Here is a 22,372-nt window from a genome sequence, read left to right as displayed (position 1 = left end):
CATTGTTTTAATTGATCTACTGGGAAAAAGGCTATTGCTGTGGAAGGTGCTAGCCTTTTCCTTTTTTATTTAATAATTATTGTTTTATCGCTGATTTTGAAGGTTAATTGACCTTCGCTAGTGGCCTCAATAAACTTTAATATATCTTCTACCTCCTCGGTTCTTTCCAATATTCCGGTAAATACAAACCTTTTTTGTTTGGCATTCTCAAAAATAACCTCGGTATCATACCATCTTGACAGGACCGTCATTATTTCCTCCAAGGGTTTTTCATTAAAGGAAAACAAACCTTTTACCCATGATATTTCTTGGGTCACATCTATTTCCTGAATATCTATTTTATCACTTTCATTACCAATTCTTGCCTGTTGATTGGGCAACATGGTTTTACTAACTCCTCCATTTTGAATTCTAATTTTTCCCTCTACCAAGGTAGTGGCCATTATCTGGTCATTATTATAGGCCCTAATATTAAATTCAGTACCCAACACATCTATTTCTTGGGATTTTGTAAGCACATGAAATGCTGCCCCCTTGTGAGCTGTGCTTGGCGACACCTTAAAATATGCCTCTCCGTAGATTAATTCTACCTTGCGGGTATGACCGTCCTTAAATGCTACTGGATATTTTAATTTGGTTTCAGAATTTAACCACACCTCCGTACCATCTGATAATTGGACAAAGAATTGACCTCCTCTAGGAATAGTCAAATAATTATATAACTGCTCCTTTACAGCGGCTTCATTTTGCTCTTTATAAACATATACCAATTCCTCCCCATTACTGCTAGCTTTCCCTGTTTGAAATTTTTTTCCTTTTTCCAAAGCCACCTCATCTCCATTTTCGAGGGTTAGAATGGCCTTGTCTGTACCTGCTACAATTAAATTAGGTTGTTTTTCAGGTTCAGGCGTGTTTACCGCTTTGGTGTTATACAACAGATAAAATGTCATTCCCAACACCAACATTATTGAGGCAGCTACTCCCATTCTTTTATATAGGTTAGCCCTTTTAGTGCACTTGTCTTTTTTGAGTTTAGCTTTAATAGATTTCTTGGCCTTATTAACATCGTATTCTGTCATGGAAAGTGTACTTAGGTATTGTGTTTTAACATAACTAATGAAGACTTGCTTGTCCCCCTCATTCTTAAGTAAATCTTCCAATTTTTCCAACTCGGAATGATTTGCTTCTTTATTTAAAAACTTAACAATTATTTTTTCTATTTCGGCCATTTGAATTTCAACACTTATACACCTAATACGTTTAAAATTTTAATACCCCTTTATTTTTTTATGATTTTTTTTAGATATTCACTATTATTGTTAACTAATATTAAGAATCACCTATTTCAATGAAAAATCATAAAAACTTGTTTTTGGCTCAAAGATTAATTTCAGGGGACCCAAAAGCCTATGATCTATTGATGGATTCTTATTATCAGAATTTGTGTGCTTATGTCCAATCCTTATGCCATGACCATAGTATGGCAGAAGATATTGTTCAAAACGTTTTTGTTAAGGTATGGGTTAAGAGAAAAAAAATTAATCCAGACTTATCCATCAAGAGTTATTTATATAAATCGGTCTATAATGAGTTTATCAATCAGTATCGCAAGAATAAACCTGTAATATATCTGGAGAAAAAATATTTTGAGGCAATTGATTTGGTAGTCGACATAGAACCGGAAGAATTGGAAAGTTTAATTAAATTGATGAATATCGAGATCGAAAATTTACCCTCCAAATGCAAGGAAATATTTTTAATGAACAAAAAAGAAGGCCTTACCCATACTGAAATCTCCGAATACCTTAATATCTCCGTTAAAACCGTAGAAGGTCATATTACACGGGCCTTTAAAATTCTAACCGAAAAACTGGGCACAAAAATGGAAGCCGTTCTTTTTTTACTTTTTAATTTCAATAAACAAAATAGACAGACGTCCTTAAGATAAAGTCATTTAATTTTGTCCCGCTGTTTAGAGGCATTTTTGACTATTCTATTTTCATTATTATTAAAGTTGTGTTTAGTCACTTTTTGGATTACTTCAAAATCTTCAATGGGAAACAAAAAGTTATTCCATAAATTTCTTGGTTTAACAATACTATGAAATTGGCGTTAGAGGTTTTTCTTGCAATAACTCTCCTTAAGGCCCAAAGAGCCAGCCCAGCGTACGAGTCAATCCTGTTCCCTCTTAATTTTGACTTCAACTTAAATTAGCTCACACATTTTTTCCTTTAGACGCAATACTTATATTGATAGAGCCCGTGTAGCCAAATATTTTTTTACATATTGTCTTGTTATTCCTTTAAACAAAATTGACTATGAAAGTTAAACAGTTTGAATGCAAACCCTTAGCACATTATTCCTATGCCCTAATCAGTGATGGGGAAATGGCAATCATTGACCCTGAACGCAATCCTATGCAGTATTATGCTTTCGCCAAGACCAATAAAGCCAAGATCATTGCGGTCATTGAAACCCATCCACATGCAGACTTTGTAAGTTCGCATTGGCAAATTCACCAAGAAACCGGTGCAACCATCTACAACAGTAAAAAATTGGGAGCGGATTATCCACATAAATCCTTTGATGAAGGGAACACCATTAAAATTGGACAAATAACCCTTAGTGCCATCAACACCCCCGGCCATTCCCCAGACAGTATTACCATAGTTGCAAGAGAAGGAAAGGAGACCATATTGTTTACAGGCGACACCTTGCTTATTGGCGATGTAGGTCGACCTGACCTTCATGAAAAAGCCGGTAATATGAGGTCCAAACGCCAAGAAATGGCTGAGTCAATGTATCATACCGTACAGCAGAAGTTCAAAAATTTGCCCGATGAGGCTATCATTTACCCTGCCCATGGTGCCGGTTCGCTATGTGGAAAGAGTCAAACCGACGCCAGCAGCAGCACTTTGGGGAATGAGCGTAGGGACAATTGGGCATTTAAGAAACAGACACAAGAACAATTTATAAACGAGTTGCTGGATAGCCAGCCCTTTATTCCTTCTTATTTTGGATACAACGTGGACGTGAACAGACAGGGCGCGGCAATGCTTCGTACTGCTATTGCTGAAGTACCCTTTAAACTGAATACCTCCGTTGAAGGATTGATAGTGGATGTACGGCAGGAATCCGCTTCTAAAAAAGGACACTTAAAAGGAAGTATAAACATTCAGGCAACCTCTAAAGAGGCCCCCTTTGAAACTTGGTTGGGTGCCATCATTAAACCGGAGGAAAAATTCAGCTTGGTCATAGACGCCCCAAATGATTTGGAAACAGTCTTGCAACGAGTGGCAAAAATTGGATATGAAAAGCAACTGCATATGGTATTGACCCTTCCCAAAGAAAACCTGATTAAAACACCCCAATTGGATCTTTTGGATTTTAAAAAAAATCCCGAGCAATATACCATTGTTGACATTCGCAACGAGAGCGAGGTTGCCGAAGGTAAAATCTTTGGAAGCGCAATGACCATTCCATTAAACGAATTGCGGAAAACAGCAGCCAAAATCCCGTCCAACAAACCTATTATAGTGCACTGTGGCGGCGGCTATCGGAGTGCGGCAGGAAGTAGCATTATAGAAAGCAAATTGGATGGCGCGACCGTTTTTGACCTGAGCGATCATGTGACCCAGTTTAAGCAATGAGAATAAAAAAAGCCTCCCCTGTTATTAATATCTTACTAGGTTTCCGCGTTATTGTCCAACAAAAAAACAAAATCCTGTCATGCTCGAAAATTAGATACGCAAACCTCTCTCATTTCAATCACATTTTTTCGTAAGGCCAATGCGTATCTACTCCTTGACTACGAATGAGGCTTTGAAATTTCCGCACCGCAGCAGGATCTTTGTAAACCTCTTGGGGGCTTCGTCCCGTTTCCATTAAAAAAGGCACAAACATCCCTATGGTCTCACCAATACTCCATTCCACGGGGTGCAGTCTGTAACATCCGTTGGTAAGGTGGGTGGTTCCAATATTTTTATTTACGGGAAATATATTTCCCATCCGTTGTGGAATTAGCGCTCCTAACGGAATTTGAAATGGAAGGGAAGCAAAATCGATATAATTATCCCCTCCACTACTTGGATGCAGATCAATATGATAATATCCTATCCCCACACTATCCTCAAAATTATGGGCACGGGCTTCAGCTTCCGAAACGCCTTGAATACTTGCTCTTTGGGTTTTTCCCACATGATGTTCCGTGATACGGAATAAAGGCTTAATTCTTCTAGCCTCCCGTATATAGGGATATTTTGCCAATCCATCATTCGTTCCCATTACATCAGGTCGCAGTCTAATACCTGGCCAGCCCCAACCTCCATCTGGCCTAGGTGCTTCGGTTTGCAGCCAGTACAACAGGGACAGACTTAATTGCTTGGCCCTATTGATATGATGTTTCAATTCACTGTCGCTAACATCGACGATATTACCTAAAAAATAATCGTTTTGGGGATAGTTGACCAGGGTGATATCTCCTGTAAGAAAACCTTCCTCAAAATTATCCTTGGCCAATATCCTGCGATACATCCACAGGTTCAATACCTCCTTCATATGATTTCCCCGAGGATCAAAACCCAAATTCTTTGGCAAGAGGGTTTGCGGGTTGGAATAGTTGAGCTCGAGTAATTTTCCCACCCAAGGCATTTTCATTTCTGGGGTAAAGTCGCGCCAAAACCCATACTCCTCGGGTTTGTCTATAGTCCAATCCTCATTGGGCCTATAGTCCATGGCATAACAGACCGTAAAGGCCTGATTATTTGTAGGATCTGCTATTTCTGCCGCATGTAGTTCTCCTGTATCGGATTTGGCTTCGGCACCGGTAACATACTCTGTACCTGTCATGGGCAATAAATCGCCTAATTCTGTTGCGTCCGCAAAGAAAGGCGCCTCTAAATTCCTTTTCTCCCCTGTGGAAAGGTTTATAACCCTTACCGATTGCACTTTGTTCCCCTTGGTAGAGGCGTCCAAAGCCACTGTTTCCCTTAATAGGACCAGTTTACCGGCACTGATATAAGGGTCGAACATGGTTTCCAACACCCGTAACGAAATTTTGGGCTCATGGCTAATTTCCGAAACACTGGCATTCCCAGGATTAAACCTCTCGTTATCGGCATGCTGTTCTTTTATTGGATAATTATTGCGATAATAGGCCCTAACTTTTTTTCTAAACTCCCTATATAACGCGGTAGCCCCAAAATCATTGATCCATTTATGCTCATCAGGGGGTACGCCCTGTTGCGTTAATTGACCGCCAATCCAATCTGTTTCCTCGGTCATTATTACGGTCAAACCGTTGCGAAGCGCCCCAAAGGCCGTGGCGCAACCACCCGTTCCGCCACCGATTATTACAAGATCTGCTTTTAAGGTCCTACCTTCTATATTTATACTATTGACTTTTTTAGAATGCTTTTTTCCTTGGGATGCATAAATGGGGTTTAAAACCAACAACCCCGTACCTGCGGCCAAATTGCCAAAAAAAATTCTTCTTTTCATGGGAAGTAAATTACGAAAATACCTTTACTGCTAATTGCTGGACAATTAACGATATTGACAACAGAACTAAAATAGTCATTTTTTCACCTCAAGCTAAGTGTTGATATCGGTATGGTGAATATCTGTGATTTGTAGCGTAGTTCAATTCCATTAAGTTATCCACTTTACGTTTAAGAATGAAACACCAAAAACAAGTATCAAAAAAAGGAACAATGGTTTCCCAATGTTCCTTGTTACTCTAAACTAACTCAAACAATTTTGAGACTAACATTAAACTAATATAAAATTACCTACTGCTTCATTTCTGACCGCACCGATTTTATCCAAGAAGAATGTAACTGTAATAGTTCGTTCAACTTTTTCGGATTGGACTCGGCCAAATTGTTCTTTTCACCAATGTCATTTTCCAAATTCAACAAGTATAATTTTTCCAACTCGATTTTCTTCCCTTCAACAACAGGTTCTCTTACATTTCCAATAAGTTTCCAAGGACCTTTGCGCACTGCCCATTGGGCCATTTTGTCGTCATAACTCCCCAATTGCCAGTGCACTACCTCATGAACTGATTCCTTTTTATTATCCAGAATAATGGGCATAAGACTTTTTCCATCCAAATTATCGGGCACTTTGGAGTTGGTCAATTCTGCTATAGTAGTAAACCAATCCATTTCCATACTCAACTGATCGCGAACTTCATTTGCGGGAATAATTCCTGGATAACGTATTATAGCCGGCACACGGATACCCCCTTCGAACAAACTGAATTTGCTTCCCCTATAAGGCCCAGCATTACCTCCTCCCCAAAATGCCCTTTCCTCCAAGGAATGCCCGTGATCTGATTGGAAAACAACAATAGTGTTATCCGCTATACCCATCTCGTCCAGATAATCCAAGACATCACCAATTTTCTCATCCGTATTGGACACGAAAGCGGCGTATTCCCTTCTTGGCGTTGGAAGGTCCTTGTAATGCTCCAACCACTTTGTGGTACCTTGATAGGGATAGTGCGGTGCATTAAACGCCCAATAAATAAAAAAAGGCTCGTCCTGTCTATGGTTGATAACCTGTTTGACTTCTTCCACCATTAAATCGGAAAAATGTTGGCCATCATAATATACCTCCTCTGAATTTCTATACAGGTCGTGTTTGTTGGGCCCGTCCCAATAAAAGGTGTGGGAATAATTATCAATGCAACCTCGCTGATGTCCAAAGAAATAATCAAATCCCTGTCCGTTGGGCAAGTTCTGTTCCCTATGACCAAGGTGCCACTTACCAATCAGGGCCGTATAATAGCCATTTGGCTTAAGCATCTCTGCCATAGTGATCTGCTCGGTAGGCAATCCATGTTCCCCACTAATTTCCGCTCGTTCGGGTATTGGAACATTACCCTCCAGACCTGCCCGTAAATTGGTCTTCCCGGTCATTAGGGCGGCACGTGATGGTGAACATACCGGTGCTCCAGCATAGAATTGGGTAAACCTTACACCTTCCTTCGCCAACCTATCCATATTTGGGGTATGCAGGTCGGTAGCCCCATAACTATTCAAATCTATGGATCCCTGGTCATCGGTCAAAATTACAATGACGTTGGGCCTGTTCTTCTCCTGAGTTTGGGAAAAAGCTCCCTGGTAAAAAAGTAAAAAAAGCAATGCCAATTCAATTCCTATTGATTTTTTGAATACGTTCATTTGGTCTATTTAAAATTTAGTGGTGTATAAAGATTGCAAAAAATAAATAAACCCATACCATGAAATGCAGATTTGTTGTGGTGTCAATTACTGGCATCAAAACATATTATAAAATGGCAAAAAAAAGGAACAGTGGTTTCCCAATGTTCCTTTGAACTAAACTAACTCAAGATTGACGGTATAGTATTATTGATTTTTATTTGTACCTATCCTTTTTTCACCTTCGCTTATAATATCCTTGATATATATAGTGTTGCTTCCTCCATCTTTTAAGGAATTCAACTTATAAACGTTGTCCAATTGACTCTTGAAATGAGCAAATGCCCCATCACCAATTTGCTGAATGGCATTTATCGCAATCAATTTAATGCCTAGATGTTCCTCATTCAGATATTTAGAAATTGTTTCGCTTGCAATACCGGTTTGCCCAATTTGATATAAGGTTTTTGCGGCCAGAATAGCTACATCGGGGCAATCATCGTTCAATAATTCCTTTATAGCTTGCTGCGTATCCCATTCTTGGGCGGCAATCCGTGTCAGTCCTATTAAACTCCAATAGCGTACCGTGGCATTTTTATGGGTAATCCCTTTTTGAAATAGAGCATAGTTGTCCTCATCTCCGGTAGCCGACTTAATTGCAACATCTACAATTTGCTCAATAGGATAATTTTCAGATTGGGCATACTCATATATTGTTCCTGTTCTATTAATTTCAATAAGCTCGGATTCCGGTATAAAAGAGGCATTCTTGGTATTGATGGCATTATCTATCAACTTCCCAAAAAGTTTTTCCTGTACTATTTTGTATTCTGGTTTATCTGCAAGATTATTGATCTCCCAAGGGTCATTCTTCATATCGTATAGTTCCACAGTTGGTTTTTTCTCCCAAAAATAGCTTTGCGCTTCACTGCATTGCCCATTTCTATAGGCCTGCTCCCAAGCCCGGGCCGAAGCAGCTCTCCACAGATATGAAATATGCTGACCTGTAGGTCGATCGGGATAGAAATTATAAATGAGCCGATAACCTTTATCACATACCCCCAGCATATAATCGATGCGTTCATCCATCCTGCCTCGAAAAAAATTAACATGGTCAGGTGCTTCAGAGTTATACTTTCCCAAAAATGGCTTTCCGTCCATATGTTCAGGCGTAGGAATCCCAGCGAGGCTCATGACCGTTGGACCAAAGTCTATAAAACTAACCAATCGATCGTCCGTGCCATTGGGCTTGGTAGGAGCCAGTTTCATATACTTTGGCGGAAATTTAATTAGGAGTGGCACACGTGTTCCCGTATCGTATAAAAACCTTTTGCTTCTTGGCAAAATGCCCCCGTGATCACCATAGAAGAAAACAATAGTGTTATCCTCTTGTCCACTTTTTTTAAGATCCTTTAGAATTTCCCCAACCTGTTTATCCATCAACGTGATGTTATCGTATGATTTTGCCCAATCCTTTCTAATATCCGGACTATCGGGATGATAAGGAGGTAAATTCATTTTTGAGGGATCATGGACAAGATCCTTAGGGTCATAATTATGGATTACGTGCTCATGCGAAATTCCTACATTAAAAATGGCAAAGAAAGGTTGGCCTTTCTTTTTATTCTTATAATGTGCCTTATCCGAGCTTTCGTCCCATATGTTCCGTTTCAACATGGACGAATTGTAATCTTCCTTGGCGTTATTTGTACAATAATAGCCCTTATCTATTAAATACTGGGAATAGCTCTTTATATAAGAAGGAATGTTATAGGTGCTTCTCATGTTATGAGTGCCAGTGGTGGAGGCGTACATCCCTGTAATCAAGGTGGATCTGGCAGGGGCACAAACAGCGGTATTGGCAAAGGCATTAAGATAACGGGTACCTTCAGTTGCCAATTTGTCCAAGTTGGGTGTAATGGCATTGGCATCGCCATAGCAACCTAAATAGGGGCTTAGGTCTTCGGCTACAATCCAGAGAATATTAGGCAATTCGGTCTTAGATTGGGAAAAGGAAAAGTTGGCCGACAAGAGACCTAATACTGAAATATATAGAATTAATTTTGAGTACATCTTTAAAGATTTTTCATTTATGATGGGTTGGATCATTTATATTTTATCCCTAATTTTTATAGAATTTCCGAGATTCCATAAAGGGAGTAAATGGTTGTCCAAAAATTTGGCAATAACACATCCTAATACTTATACCTATTCCATTTTTTGGAACACAGCTCCCAAACGAAAGGTTTTCATAAGGCTAATGGGTAAATAATTTTACAGGTTTACCCCGCAAAGTAAAACACTAAAAAAAAAGAGTCTGAACAAAAATTATCGCTTTTAGCCATAAAATATATACAACAGCTATATAAATCAATAAATTTTCGTTCAGCCTCTTATTAAAAACTTTTATATGAAGCCTAGCTCCTAATATCCCGGATTTTGTTCAATATTTGGATTTTGATCTATAACATCTTGTGGAATTGGGCTCATATATTGTTTGGCCTCAAACTTGGCCGTATATTTCACCTCTTCCTCGACGCTGTAGACCCAAGTACCAGAATTATCCACGGGGCTTGAATTCCTGATGACCATATTGTGTCTTGGGACTCCCATAGTCTCCTCCTGCTGCATCAAGCGCTTGTTGTCAAAATATCTCTTGTTCTCAAAACACAGTTCTACCCTACGTTCCTTATGGATTGCTTCTCTCATCTCTTCTTTGCTGAGGCCGGCCGGAAGGTCTGGAAGGTCTGAACGATCCCTGACTCTGTTGATAGCATTGTAGACAGATGGATCCGGCCCAACGGCTTCGTTCTGCGCCTCGGCATAGTTCAATAGAACTTCTGCATACCTATAGAAAACATCATTCTGTCCGCTGGCATCGTTTCCAGGGGCCGCATCTGGATTCAATCGTTTCTTTTGGTAATAGCCAGAATCCCCAACATCGGTCTTACCTGCAAGGTCTATCTGGTTGGTCTTGTCTGGATTGGCATAGGTCTCATCGATACGGGTATAGATAATATCCTCTGTAGGCATCCAATCCAATTTGTAAGTAGCCCCGTCATAAACAATAAAATCATAGAAGCGCTTTTCCCTGTTTTCATAAGGGTTTTGAGGATCATACCCGGAAGCCGGGTCGGTAATAGGCAATCCATTGGCCATGGCAAACTGATCTACCAATTCCTGGGTAGGGTTATAATTCCCCCAGGTCAGGTAATTGCCCAATACATAGGTAGGTCCACCGCGTCTTTCATAATTGGATCCCATTCCGCCCACATTGGCCACAATTTGTCTATCCCAAATAATCTCCTCATTGTATTCATTGGAAGCCCGCCAAAGATTTGGAAGGTCGTCGAACAGATCATAGGTGCCATCATAAAGATCGATAAACCTTTTGTTCGTCGCCGCCGCAGTCGCCCAACGTCCAGCATCAGCTGTTGCGAAATGCACGAAATTTCCAGGATCCGAAAGATATGCAGTACCGCTGTTGAACAAAGGACTTGCGGCAAACAATTCCAGCCATCCTTTTAGAGCCAGGGCAGCTCCCAAGGTGGCGCGACCTGCGTCACCATTCCCGTTATTATATTTTACTTCCAAACTACCATCATCAACGATAGCACCAAGTTCTCCCGTAATAAAATTAAAGGTTTCTTCGAATGTTGATCTGGGAACCAGGAGTTCATCCTCGCTCATGGTATTTCTGTCCAGTGGCTCAGTGATAATAGGCAAGCCGCCAACATGCATAAAGTACTCGCTATAAAAGAAAGCTCGTAAAAACCTAAGTTCGGCCACCCGTTGTACGTAATACTCGTCCGAATAGTTTTCCCTGTTCTCCTCCAATTTTTGAATTCCCGTGTTGCATTTCCTCAATTTTACGAAAAAGTTTCTCCAAGTATACCCATTTGTAGGGCCATAAGTACCGCCCCATGGGCTATCATTGCTAGAGGATGGTGCCTGACATATTCCCTGTCTCCAGTTGGAAGCCGTATAGTAATGACTAATGTTGTAGTCATCGGTATAATAATCTAATTGCTCCGCCAGTGTACAAATCCTGGGAATTTCACTGTAGACGTCATTGATAAAGATATCGGCATTGGCTTCTGAGGCCCATTGGGTGGCATCGGTAAGTTTGGATTTATTCTCGTTCTCCAGAAAATCCTCCGTATCACATGAAATGGCACCCAATAAGAGCGATGCACAGATTCCAATAGTACTGATTTTATATATTAATCCTTTCATGGTTTTTATGATTTTTAAGTTAAAAAGAAATATCGACTCCAAAAGACAATGTCTTAGTAATAGGATAGGAGTTTTCACGATCGGTATACCCCAATTCTGGGTCTATAAAATCCAATTTACTTATGGTAAACAGGTTCTGTCCCGTTAAACGCAAACTTATCGATTCCATATTTAGCTTTTCGGACACGCTTTTTGGAAGGGTATAACCCAAAACTGCAGTTTTAAGACGTACGTATCCTGTATCTACCATCCAAAAATCTGAAGCTTGCGTATTGTTGGAATATGGTGAGGGTGTAGCCCTGGGATAACTTGCATTTTGATGGTCCGGGGTCCATCTGTTGTTGAAATATTCATACGAGGTATTACTTCCATTATTGGCAAAAGGGGATGTCAAAAAAGTTTGGATATTAATGTCCGAATTAGCCACCCCCTGGAAAAATAAGGAAAGGTTAAAGCCCTTATACTCCGCCGTGGTGTTAAAACCATAGGTAACCGACGGGTAAACAGGATTACCTATTACCGTTTGGTCATTCGAATCGATTATCCCATCAGGTGTGCCATCAGGGCCACTTAAATCCGCATACCTAACGTCTCCTGGGTGCAAATCCCCAAATTGTACCACGTTATAGCCATCCGTACTGTTTATAATTCCGTCTCCGTTGGTATCATCGGCCGTAGAGAAAAGACCCAGAGATTTATAACCATAGGGCGTTCCAAAGGGTCGTCCTACCCTAGTTCTATTAGGATTGTCCCTTTCCGCATCCGATTGGAACACCTCCAACATATTGTTCTCGGCATAGCTAAGGTTGGCATTAAGGGAAAATCGAAAACCATTATCCCACATTTTTTGGGTTCCCAATCCCACTTCAAATCCGTTGTTATCCATAGACCCCTTGTTTTCTTGGGAAAGGGCCAAACCGTATTCAACCGGCACAGTAACCTGCGGTGCAAGAAGCATTCCAGTTCGATCCTCGTGGAAGAAGTCGAACTCCATATTAAAAAGACCGTTCCACATAGTAAGGTCAAAACCTATATCAAATTTGGTCGATATTTCCCATGTAATATTGGGGTTGGGCTCTGTACTTACCCTAGACCCCTGTACAAGGCTTCCATTTCCAAAGGCATAGGCGTTACCACGTAAATCGTATCCTGCCAAATATTGAAATGCGGCAAGATTGCCATCGATATAGGGAAGGTTCCCCGATTTACCCCAGGAGGACCTAACCTTTAAACTATTGACGGAGGTCATCTCCTTCATAAAACTTTCCTCAGATATTCTCCATGCGGCTGAAAAAGCTGGGAAATAGCCCCAACGTTCTCCTGGTGCAAAGGAATAGTGTCCATCATACCTACCAGAGGCTTCCAGGATATATTTATCCTTAAAAGTATATCCTAAACGATATACATAACCGATCTCACTTGCAGTTCCTGAAGATCCGCCATTATCATAATCCAATTTATCTGAACTTCCCAAGCTCAACTCATCTATTTCAATAGCAAAATTGTTCCTACGGGCATTGAAAAAGTCATTTTTGGTCTCGCGAGCCTCTGCCACGAACAAGGCGGAAACACTATGGTCCCCAAAAATACGATCATAATTAAGGTACCCTTGATAGGTGAATTTTGTTTGCCTACGGTTTTCCAACTGCAGCCAAGTATATGGCTGTCCGGCACCTTCCTGCAGGGAAATTGCCTCGGTATAGGTATAAGGTTGCTGATCCAGGTCAATATTATAAAAAATAAAAGGGACGTGCCAAAGTTTATCATTGTTCGTAGTGGGGTCATAACTAAAAACCCCCTTCACCTTTAATCCAGGAATAAAAGGTAATTCTTGTTCAACATAAACCGAACTGAGTAAGGTATTATCCTCATCCTTGCGATAACCTTCGGACTCCAATACCCCTACTGGGCTACCTCCCGAAGATTCGCCCCATTTGTCCCCTTCCGGGTATCTCAAGGTTTGTATAGGCACAAACTTATAGAAACTTCTCATTAAGTGGGTCAGGTTTTCATCGGCATCGATACCGTCCGTATGCTCTATAGAACCGTAAAGTGACATTCCGAACTTGGTGGTCTTGGTGGCCTGAATATCCAAACTCATGTTGTAGTTATACCGTTGGTAGCCTACGGGGTCAAAAATTCCCTCTTGATCAAAGTAACCCAGACCGGCATTATATTTTATCACATCGGTCCCTCCACTTATCTGGAAGTTGTTAATGGATACCCCTGTATTTTTTGCAAACTCATCCGTAAAATTGGAGTCTGGGTATTTGTATGGATCTGACAAGTGTAATTGGTTGTAATCGGCTATAAGGCCCGGATCATTCGGAGGAGTAGTTCCCGAAGGGTTTAAATTAAAGTATCCTTCATTCTGCAAGGCCATATAATCCCGGGCACTCAGCATTTCTGGAAGGTAGGTCGGGTTTTGAAAACCATAAGAACTGCTCAAACTGATTGTAGGTTTACCAGTCTTGCCTTTTTTGGTAGTAATAACAATAACCCCATTGGCACCCCCAATACCAAAAGGCGCAACTGCGGCCGCATCCTTAAGTACGGTTACGGACTCGATTACATTGGGGTCTATTTGGCTCATGTTGTCCCTGCGTATTCCATCTACCACGATCAAAGGGCTAGTATTACCCGTAGAGACAACCCCTCGAATATAAATATCCGGGTTATCACTTCCAGGAGCACCACCATTTGGCCTCATACTAACACCGGTCATCCTACCGGCAAGATTCTGGGAAACATTGGAAGTAGGGATGCTCGCTATTTCCTTCCCTTGCATAGTACTTACCGAACCAGTTAAGGTAGACTTCTTTTGGGTGGCATATCCTACCACAACAATTTCATCAAGGCCAGCGGCATCCTCTTTTAGAATAACTGAGATATCCGTTCTTCCATTAAGAGCGACTTCTTGTGTTGCAAATCCAATATATGATACTACAAGCGTTGCATTTTCACTGTCCAATTGAATTGAAAACTTACCGTCAAAATCGGCCTGGGTACCATTGGTAGTGCCTTTTTCTACAATATTGGCTCCTGGCATAGGGACGCCAGATTCATCGGTAATTAGACCCGAAACCAGAACTTGATCCTGTTTACTGTCATTATCGGATTGTTTAGAAACCGTTTGAGGAATTTTTAAATTTTCGTCTTGAGTTAAGATAATTTGTGTCCCGCGCACTTTATATGCGGTGTGTGTACTACCGAATAAACTTCTCAATACGGTATCAATGTGCTCCTTATTAACACTCAAGGATAATTTACGCTGTAGGTTTACATCCTTTACCTTATAAATAAATCGGAATTTCGTAGTAGATTCAATGTCATCAATAATGTCCCGCACTGTAGCGTTCTCTACGGCCAAGGTAACCTTAGTCTTTTGCGCATAGCTATCATTGGCCTGTAAACCTAATAGAGTGGTAAACAACAGTAGCGTGGTCAGTTTCATTTTTAAGTCAAATTTCAACAAAGGTTTGCCTAACCTCCGCTGGTTAAGTGGTTTTTTCATATTTTTGAATGTTTAAGTGTGGTTAGTAAATAATTACTCGATCACTCTTTTTAACCGGGGAATGTTAGCGCATTTTCCGGTTCTTTTTTATGAATTCAGAGTGACGAAGATTCAATTCGAAATTCTATGTCATAGTTTATTTGTTTTAGGGTTCTACTTCTATTTAATGATTACCTTATTTTCCTGTATGGTATAATCTATTTCATGGGTGTCATTGAAATAACTAAGCACCTCATCAATTTTAACATCATTGAAACTGGCGTTAAAAATTTCTTTTCCCAAAGCAATATTGCTATTTTCCAACTCTATGTTATAATGGCGCTCCAATTTTGCCAAGATCTGATTAAAAGTTAAATTCCTAAAAACCAAATGCCCCTGCATCCAAGAAGTATATTGACTTGTATTTACCTTATTTACCAATATGCCTTTGGAGGCATAGTCAAAAGAACCTTTTTGACCTGGAGTTAAGGTAACAACCGCATCCTCCAATTCCTTTTTATTATCCAAACTCACAGCCCCCTCAACCAGAACAACATCGATATTTTTATCCTCATCATAGGCCGATACATTAAACTGCGTTCCCAAAACTTTCACATCCAGTTCGTTCACATTTACAACAAATGGGTTGGATACATTTTTGGCAACATCAAAATAAGCCTCCCCGGTAAGAAAGACCTCTCTTGGACCTTCGGTTAAAAAAGCTACTGGATATCTTAAGGAACTCCCAGCATTCAAGTGAACTATAGTACTGTCTGATAAAACCAATTGAAATTTTTTCCCGTGGGGTATTTTTAAGGTATTAAACACCAAATCTTCCTTTTGGACAGCATGGGAATAACTGATCTGATTTTGCTCTTGGGCCCCAATAATATTTCCATCCGAATCCCTAACTTCCTTCTTTCCTGTAATATCAATGGTCTGAATGGTACCATTATCCAATTCCAAGGTAATAGGTTCGTCCTCTGGCACCAAAGGTGCCTTACAACATTGACCATGGTTTGTTGAGGTATTTTGTTGAAAGTAGAATCCCAAACCAATTAGCAATGCAATAGCTGCTGCAGCCGCAAACTTTGTCCAAAGTGGGAAAAGTTTTTTAACCGGTTTTGTATTAATGTCGATTTCGTGGGTAACTTTGTTATAGGCATCATCAAGATTATTTTCCAATGTTGCCAAATTTAAATCGTGATTATCACGAACATAAGATTCAAGAATAGTTTGATTTTTTTCATCCTTCAACCAGTCCCGAAGGTCAATAATCTCCTTTTCTGTAATTGTACCAAGAAGCAGCTTAGTTATATTTTTTTTCATTATCTTATCACCAATTTTCTCCCGTTATGTGTTAGTTCCGAAAATCACTTTCATTACACATTACACAACCAATACTTTAAAAAAATATAAAACCCTTAAAAAGAATTAAAAAAATATTTGATATTCGCACTTATGTTCCAACAACCTACCAAACCAACAGCTAGGACAAATGAATGAAATTGAGGCAGTGATTGCCATGAAAAACGGCGATAGGTGTGCTTTCAAATATCTATTCAATATCTATTATAATCGGTTGGTGGCCTATATAGCCACATATACCAATGATAAAATACAATCGGAAGATATTGTACAACACGCCTTTATCCGGTTTTGGGAGGATAAGTCAAAATTGGACGAAACCAAATCCCCAAAGGCATATCTCTATGCCATTGCCTACAATAGATATATAGATACCGTTAAGAAGGCTAAAAAACAGGAAAAATTGCTTGGTCAAATTTGGGAACGCGCTTTAGTGGATAGAATTCAGGAAGACTCCGACGCCCTGGAAGAGCGTATCCAAAAAATGAAACAGGTCATTGATTCCCTTCCCCCAAAATGCAAAGAAATCATCGTGTTGAATAAGATTCAGGGGGTGAAATATAAAGAAATTGCAGATCAAATGGGGATTTCCGTAAAAACGGTAGAATCCCAAATGCGGATAGCCTTTACCAAAATAAGGGAGGCCTTTAAAGAAGATTATGCCCTGTTGTTTTTACTGTTTAAGTAAGTACCGTCCACTGTCTCTCTACTCCTTCCTCCCACATTGCACCCCAAAACTTGTGTACAAGTATACATTATTGAATGGCCGGCTCCTTATCTCTCTTTTAAATATTCAAGCTTTGGAAAGATCCATATACAATTCAACCAATAATTTTTTATGCTCCCGCGTTTACCAAAACCAATATTTTATAAATTAGAAATTAGGAATAATAGCTCGACAACAATTACACGATTATAACCAAAAAAATGGCACTAAATCATGGTAAATTACAAGCCTTCAATTAAAGAAATAGCGGTGTCCTTTTCCAATGGAAATTTTGAACTTGCATTTCCTTATTTATCAGAAAATATAACTTGGAACATTATTGGCGAAAATGTGCTCACCGGCAAAACCGACGTAATTGCGAATTGCCAACAAACAGCTGCTTATTTTAAATCTGTCCAGACCAACTTTATAACGGATCATATTATTGTTGCGGACAATAAAGTGGTCGTTAGTGGAACGGCCGAGTTTATAAAGGACGGCAGACGGATTAATTTTATTTCGGCCTGTGACGTTTATGAATTTAACGGGAACCATGTATTGGAAAAAATTTCTTCATATTGTATTTCCGATAAGAAATAATAATAAAATGCCTTCACGGGCTATAATAATAACATACTGCAGGATTTAAACTTTCATTATAATCCATGGAAAGTGCTAGAAAGCGAATCGTATATATCGATTTTAACAAGGTCTTTTCGACTTGATCGGACGACCCTAAATTAAATTATTTAAAACCTTATCGACCTTCAAATGGTTTTGGTTGACTTAGAGCTATTCACTTATCTTAAATTTATAATGGCTACCATATTGGGGATACTATTTTGCGGCACCTTGAGTGCAATACTTCGAAAAAACCGGACCATAAAAAAAATTATAACCCAAAATAATTCAAATAGCGGTGATTATCAACTCAAGTACCGAAACCAAATATAAGGTCTCAACTGATTTTGAAATTATCAGCCACGCAAAGACTCCTAACTTGGCGGTTCTCAACCTTCACATGCTCTCCCAACGCTCAAAGCCACATTTCCAATGGGTAAATCAATACAAAGTGCTATCTTTAAAGTTTTATTTTTAACCTAAGTGCAGAACAATATTTTGCTAGAATCGCCTTCTATGAAAAACAGTATCCTATTCGCCCTTGTATTACTAATTTGCCTTACCTCCTATTCCCAGGATAAAGAAGAAACCAAAAAGGACAAATGGGATGTCAACACCCCTGAACTTCCCTTTAAAAATGTTTCCATCACCACCAACGAAGGGTCTTGGATAAGCCTGGACGTAAGTCCGGACGGGAACCAGATCGTCTTTGATATGCTGGGTGATATCTACACCATGCCAATAACTGGTGGTACTGCCACCCTGATACGGGGCGGCCATGCCTTTGAAGTGCAACCCAGGTACAGCCCGGATGGAAAACATATTAGCTTTACCAGCGATGCCGGCGGGGGCGATAATATTTGGGTAATGAATACCGACGGTTCCGAAGCCGAACAGATCACCAAGGAGGATTTTAGATTGGTCAACAATGCGGTTTGGTCCGTAGACGGAAACTATATTTTTTGCCGTAAACATTTTACCTCCACCCGCTCCTTGGGTGCCGGCGAAATATGGATGTACCATAAATCCGGCGGCAAGGGTATTCAGCTTACCAAAAAGAAAAACGACCAACAGGATGTTGGGGAGCCATGGGCTTCACCTGATGGTAAATATGTATACTATAGCGAAGACGTTTATCCAGGCGGGGAATTTCAGTACAATAAGGATCCCAATAGCCAGATATATGTTATAAACCGTTACAATTTGGAAGACGGGGAAATAGAACGGGTAACAGGCGGGCCAGGAGGTGCCATACGTCCCGTAATTTCGCACAAAGGTGATGTAATGGCCTTCGTAAAAAGGGTTAGGGAAAAAACAGTACTCTATCTGCACGACCTTAAAACTGGAAAGGAATGGCCCGTTTACGATCAACTTAGCAAGGACCAACAGGAAGCATGGGCCATATTTGGACCTTACACCGGCTTCAACTTTACCCCAGATGATACTGCCATCATTATCTGGGTCCAGGGCAAAATCAAAAAAATTGACCTCAATTCCTTAAAGGCCAGCGATATTCCCTTTGAGGCCACTGCAGAACACAAGATCATAAATGCCCTGAAATTTAAAAACGATGCAGCTCCGGAGACCTTTGCCCCAAAGGCCATACGCAATGCGGTAACCTCCCCAGACGGAAAAACACTAATATTCAACGCCGCAGGTTACCTGTGGAAAAAATCACTGCCCAATGGCACCCCTGCCCGACTTACCACCGGAAAGGATCTGGAATATGAACCTGCCTTTTCCAAGGACGGCAAATACTTAGTGTACGTAACCTGGAACGATGAACATATGGGGGCCTTACATAGGTTGGACCTCAGCTCCAATAAAAACCGTCCTATTAAACTAACCAATGAAAAGGCAATTTATAGGGAGCCAAACTTTTCTCCAATCAACAACAACCTTATTGTATTTCGCGAAGAAGATGGCAATCAACATCAGGGATATGTACATACCAAAGAGCCCGGGATCTATCTACTGGAAATAAGTGAATCCAGAAAATCGGGCATCACCTCCAGTAAAAAATTAGTGGTAAAGGAAGGTATATTTCCTAGTTTTAATAAGGATGCCTCTCGGATCTACTACCAAACCGGAGGCTATCTCTTGGGGAACATCACCAAGACCTTAAAATCTGTCAACCTCCAAGGGAAGGAAGAACGGGAAATTGTAAAATCGAAATACGCACAACGAATCATTCCCAGTCCGGATGATAATTGGCTGGCCTTTACCAATTTGTACAAGGTATATATTGCTGCCCTGCCCAAGACAGGAAATACCATTGAATTGGACGGTAAGGCCACCAATGTCCCAGTGGCTCAGGTAGCCCGTGATGCAGGCATTAATCTACACTGGTCTTCGAATAGCGACAAACTAAACTGGACTTTGGGCGATGCCTATTTTAATGCGGCCATCAACCAACGATTTAGCTTTATGGAAGGAGCTCCTGATAGTATTCCGGCTATGGACACTGTAGGCCTTAAAATCAACCTAAGCCTGCCAACGGACAAACCCAAGGGAACCATTGCCCTAAAAGGGGCCAGGATCATTACCATGAACAATGATGAAGTTATAGAAAATGGAACCATCATTATCAACAACAATAAAATTACAAACCTTGGCTCCAATGATGAAGTCACTATCCCTGCCGATGCCAAAGTTTTGGATGTTAGCGGCAAGACCATTATGCCGGGATTAGTGGATGCACATGCCCATCTTAGTCATTTTAGGTTTGGTTTGAGTGCCCAAAAACACTGGCCCTACTATGCCAATTTGGCCTATGGGGTAACCACTACCCACGATCCTTCAGCCAATACCGAAGTGGTATTTTCCCAATCGGAAATGGTTAAGGCGGGAACTATGGTGGGGCCCAGAATTTTTTCTACCGGGGTAATTTTATATGGTGCGGATGGCGACTTTAAAGCTACCGTAAACAACTTGGAAGATGCACGGTCGGCCATTCTGAGAACCAAAGCCTTTGGCGCTTTTTCGGTAAAAAGTTACAATCAGCCAAGACGTGACCAAAGACAGCAGATCATAAAGGCGGCCCATGAAAAGCAGATAGAAGTAGTTCCGGAAGGAGGTTCCACTTTCTTTCACAATATGTCCATGATTTTGGACGGACATACAGGTATAGAACACAATATACCGGTAGCGCCCATATATGATGATGTCCTAAAATTATGGTCGGCCAGCGAAACAGCCTACACCCCTACCCTGATCGTTAATTACGGCGGATTGAACGGGGAATACTTTTGGTACCAAACCACCAATGTTTGGGAAAACGAAAAGCTTTTAAAATACACTCCAAGAAGCGTAATTGATGCTCGTTCCAGACATCGTACCATGGCACCTATTAAGGAATATGAAAACGGTCATATCCTGGTTGCCAATGCAACCAAGAAATTGGCCGATGCCGGTGTAAAAATAAACCTCGGTGCCCATGGGCAATTGCAGGGTCTTGGCGCACATTGGGAACTTTGGATGTTGGCCCAAGGGGGAATGAGCAATATGGAAGCCTTAAAAGCAGCCACTATTAACGGGGCCTCCTATCTGGGAATGGGCGATCAACTTGGGTCCTTGGAACAAGGAAAGTTGGCCGATCTGATCGTATTGGACAAGAATCCTTTGGAGGATATTCAAAATTCCAATTCGGTGATCTATACCATGATCAATGGACGTTTATACGACACCGAAACTATGAACGAGGTAGGAAACTATGACAACCCTAGAAGTCCTTTCTATTGGGAGATGAGCGACTACGCCCCTGCTTTTGATTGGCACGGGGAAACACATACGGGATGTTCTTGTGAGGTAGGACATTGATATAGTGTGTTTAAGACGAGCTTGAATAGGCACGAAGTCCGCATAAACCTGCGATAAATTTTTGTTGAATTTTATAATGACAACATTTATTTGAAAATATTGCTATGTCAGAATTTTGGGAAACGAATTTTATTGGGAAACAGGAAATGTGGGGCTTTGAACCTGCAAAATCAGCTGTTATAACAAAAGACTTTTTTATAAAGAAATCTGTTAAAAACGTGCTAGTTCCAGGTATTGGTTACGGTCGTAACGCACAAATTTTTATGGAGAACGGCATTAATGTCACAGGGATAGAAATTTCCAAAACAGCCATTGCATTAGCAAAAAAACATTATGGAAATGATATGACCATTTATCACGGATCCGTTTCCGAAATGCCTTTTGATGAAAAGAAATATGATGGTATTTTTTGTCATGCCTTGATCCATCTTTTGAACAAGAACGAAAGAATAAAACTAATCCAAGACTGCTATCACCAATTGGACACAAACGGTTATATGGTTTTTACCGCAATAAGCAAAAATGCCCCAAATTTCGGCAAAGGAAAAATGATCAGTAAAGACAGGTATGAAGTTCATGAAGGTGCCAAAATTTATTATTACGACAGGGAAGCAGTACATGCCGAATTTGACCAAGCTGGGCTAATCGAAATTGTGGAGGTAAAGGAAGACCAACCCATGTTTTTAATTAAGTGCAAGAAAAACTAAAAAAACTCTAGCCTGGGCAGCGAGGGGCACGAGCGTGACGCTCGCGACAGCGACGGGAAGTATGAGCGACGAAAAACCTTAGATTCAGCATAGCTAAATCTAAGGCACATGAATACCCGTTAAATAATTATGTCATGAGCTAAATCGCACTAGTAGCTCAACCTACACATAATTTATGCTTTTTAACTCGCTTCTAGTGCGAGCACCGACAATCGGCATCTCTTTACAAATATCCTAATTTTCGAAAAATTTCAGG

Annotated in this window: 13 protein-coding genes; 6 read left to right on the top strand and 7 right to left on the bottom strand. The window is 40.5% G+C overall.

Annotated elements, in window-relative coordinates:
- Positions 1-65 precede the first annotated feature (65 nt).
- The gene (locus BUA60_RS05710) at positions 66-1,229 is read right to left on the bottom strand and encodes a FecR family protein (RefSeq protein ID WP_084532488.1); all 1,164 of its coding nucleotides are present in this window, start codon (positions 1,227-1,229) and stop codon (positions 66-68) included.
- A gap of 119 nt (positions 1,230-1,348) precedes the next feature.
- On the opposite strand from BUA60_RS05710, the gene BUA60_RS05705 reads away from it, so the two are divergent.
- Entirely contained in the window at positions 1,349-1,948 is a 600-nt protein-coding gene (locus BUA60_RS05705; protein ID WP_072860707.1) for an RNA polymerase sigma factor, read from the top strand.
- 370 nt (positions 1,949-2,318) lie between these two features.
- Positions 2,319-3,650 carry an MBL fold metallo-hydrolase gene (locus BUA60_RS05700; protein WP_072860706.1) on the top strand — a complete coding sequence of 444 codons (1,332 nt, stop codon included), beginning with the start codon at positions 2,319-2,321 and terminating at the stop codon, positions 3,648-3,650.
- A 118-nt stretch (positions 3,651-3,768) separates the two neighbouring features.
- Here the strand turns inward: BUA60_RS05700 and BUA60_RS05695 are convergent, their stop codons facing one another.
- From BUA60_RS05695 to BUA60_RS05670, 6 genes are all read right to left on the bottom strand, one after another.
- The gene (locus tag BUA60_RS05695) at positions 3,769-5,499 is read right to left on the bottom strand and encodes an FAD-dependent oxidoreductase (protein ID WP_072860705.1); all 1,731 of its coding nucleotides are present in this window, start codon (positions 5,497-5,499) and stop codon (positions 3,769-3,771) included.
- Positions 5,500-5,789: 290 nt separating this feature from the next.
- Positions 5,790-7,187 carry a sulfatase family protein gene (locus BUA60_RS05690; RefSeq protein WP_072860704.1) on the bottom strand — a complete coding sequence of 466 codons (1,398 nt, stop codon included), beginning with the start codon at positions 7,185-7,187 and terminating at the stop codon, positions 5,790-5,792.
- Between the two features lie 186 nt (positions 7,188-7,373).
- Positions 7,374-9,239 carry a sulfatase-like hydrolase/transferase gene (locus BUA60_RS05685; RefSeq protein ID WP_178346966.1) on the bottom strand — a complete coding sequence of 622 codons (1,866 nt, stop codon included), beginning with the start codon at positions 9,237-9,239 and terminating at the stop codon, positions 7,374-7,376.
- Between the two features lie 351 nt (positions 9,240-9,590).
- Complete coding sequence (locus BUA60_RS05680) at positions 9,591-11,402, bottom strand: RagB/SusD family nutrient uptake outer membrane protein (RefSeq protein WP_072860703.1); 1,812 nt, start codon at positions 11,400-11,402, stop codon at positions 9,591-9,593.
- Positions 11,403-11,421: 19 nt separating this feature from the next.
- Positions 11,422-14,916 carry a TonB-dependent receptor gene (locus tag BUA60_RS05675; RefSeq protein ID WP_218587888.1) on the bottom strand — a complete coding sequence of 1,165 codons (3,495 nt, stop codon included), beginning with the start codon at positions 14,914-14,916 and terminating at the stop codon, positions 11,422-11,424.
- A gap of 159 nt (positions 14,917-15,075) precedes the next feature.
- A complete protein-coding gene (locus BUA60_RS05670) occupies positions 15,076-16,224 on the bottom strand; it encodes a FecR family protein (protein ID WP_072860702.1) in 1,149 nt (382 codons plus the stop codon).
- A 169-nt stretch (positions 16,225-16,393) separates the two neighbouring features.
- Between BUA60_RS05670 and BUA60_RS05665 the strand changes: the two genes are divergently transcribed.
- From BUA60_RS05665 to BUA60_RS05645, 4 genes are all read left to right on the top strand, one after another.
- A complete protein-coding gene (locus BUA60_RS05665; protein ID WP_072860701.1) occupies positions 16,394-16,951 on the top strand; it encodes an RNA polymerase sigma factor in 558 nt (185 codons plus the stop codon).
- A gap of 252 nt (positions 16,952-17,203) precedes the next feature.
- A complete protein-coding gene (locus BUA60_RS05660) occupies positions 17,204-17,569 on the top strand; it encodes a nuclear transport factor 2 family protein (protein WP_072860700.1) in 366 nt (121 codons plus the stop codon).
- A gap of 537 nt (positions 17,570-18,106) precedes the next feature.
- The gene (locus tag BUA60_RS05650; RefSeq protein WP_072860698.1) at positions 18,107-21,409 is read left to right on the top strand and encodes an amidohydrolase family protein; all 3,303 of its coding nucleotides are present in this window, start codon (positions 18,107-18,109) and stop codon (positions 21,407-21,409) included.
- A gap of 104 nt (positions 21,410-21,513) precedes the next feature.
- Positions 21,514-22,116, top strand: a complete 603-nt coding sequence (locus tag BUA60_RS05645) for a class I SAM-dependent methyltransferase (protein ID WP_072860697.1) — start codon at positions 21,514-21,516, stop codon at positions 22,114-22,116.
- Positions 22,117-22,372 lie beyond the last annotated feature (256 nt).

The organism is Arenibacter palladensis (assembly GCF_900129275.1).
GTDB lineage: Bacteria > Bacteroidota > Bacteroidia > Flavobacteriales > Flavobacteriaceae > Arenibacter > Arenibacter palladensis.
The sequence above is the reverse complement of the archived record's forward strand: the minus strand, read 5'-3'. Positions and strand labels throughout refer to the sequence as shown.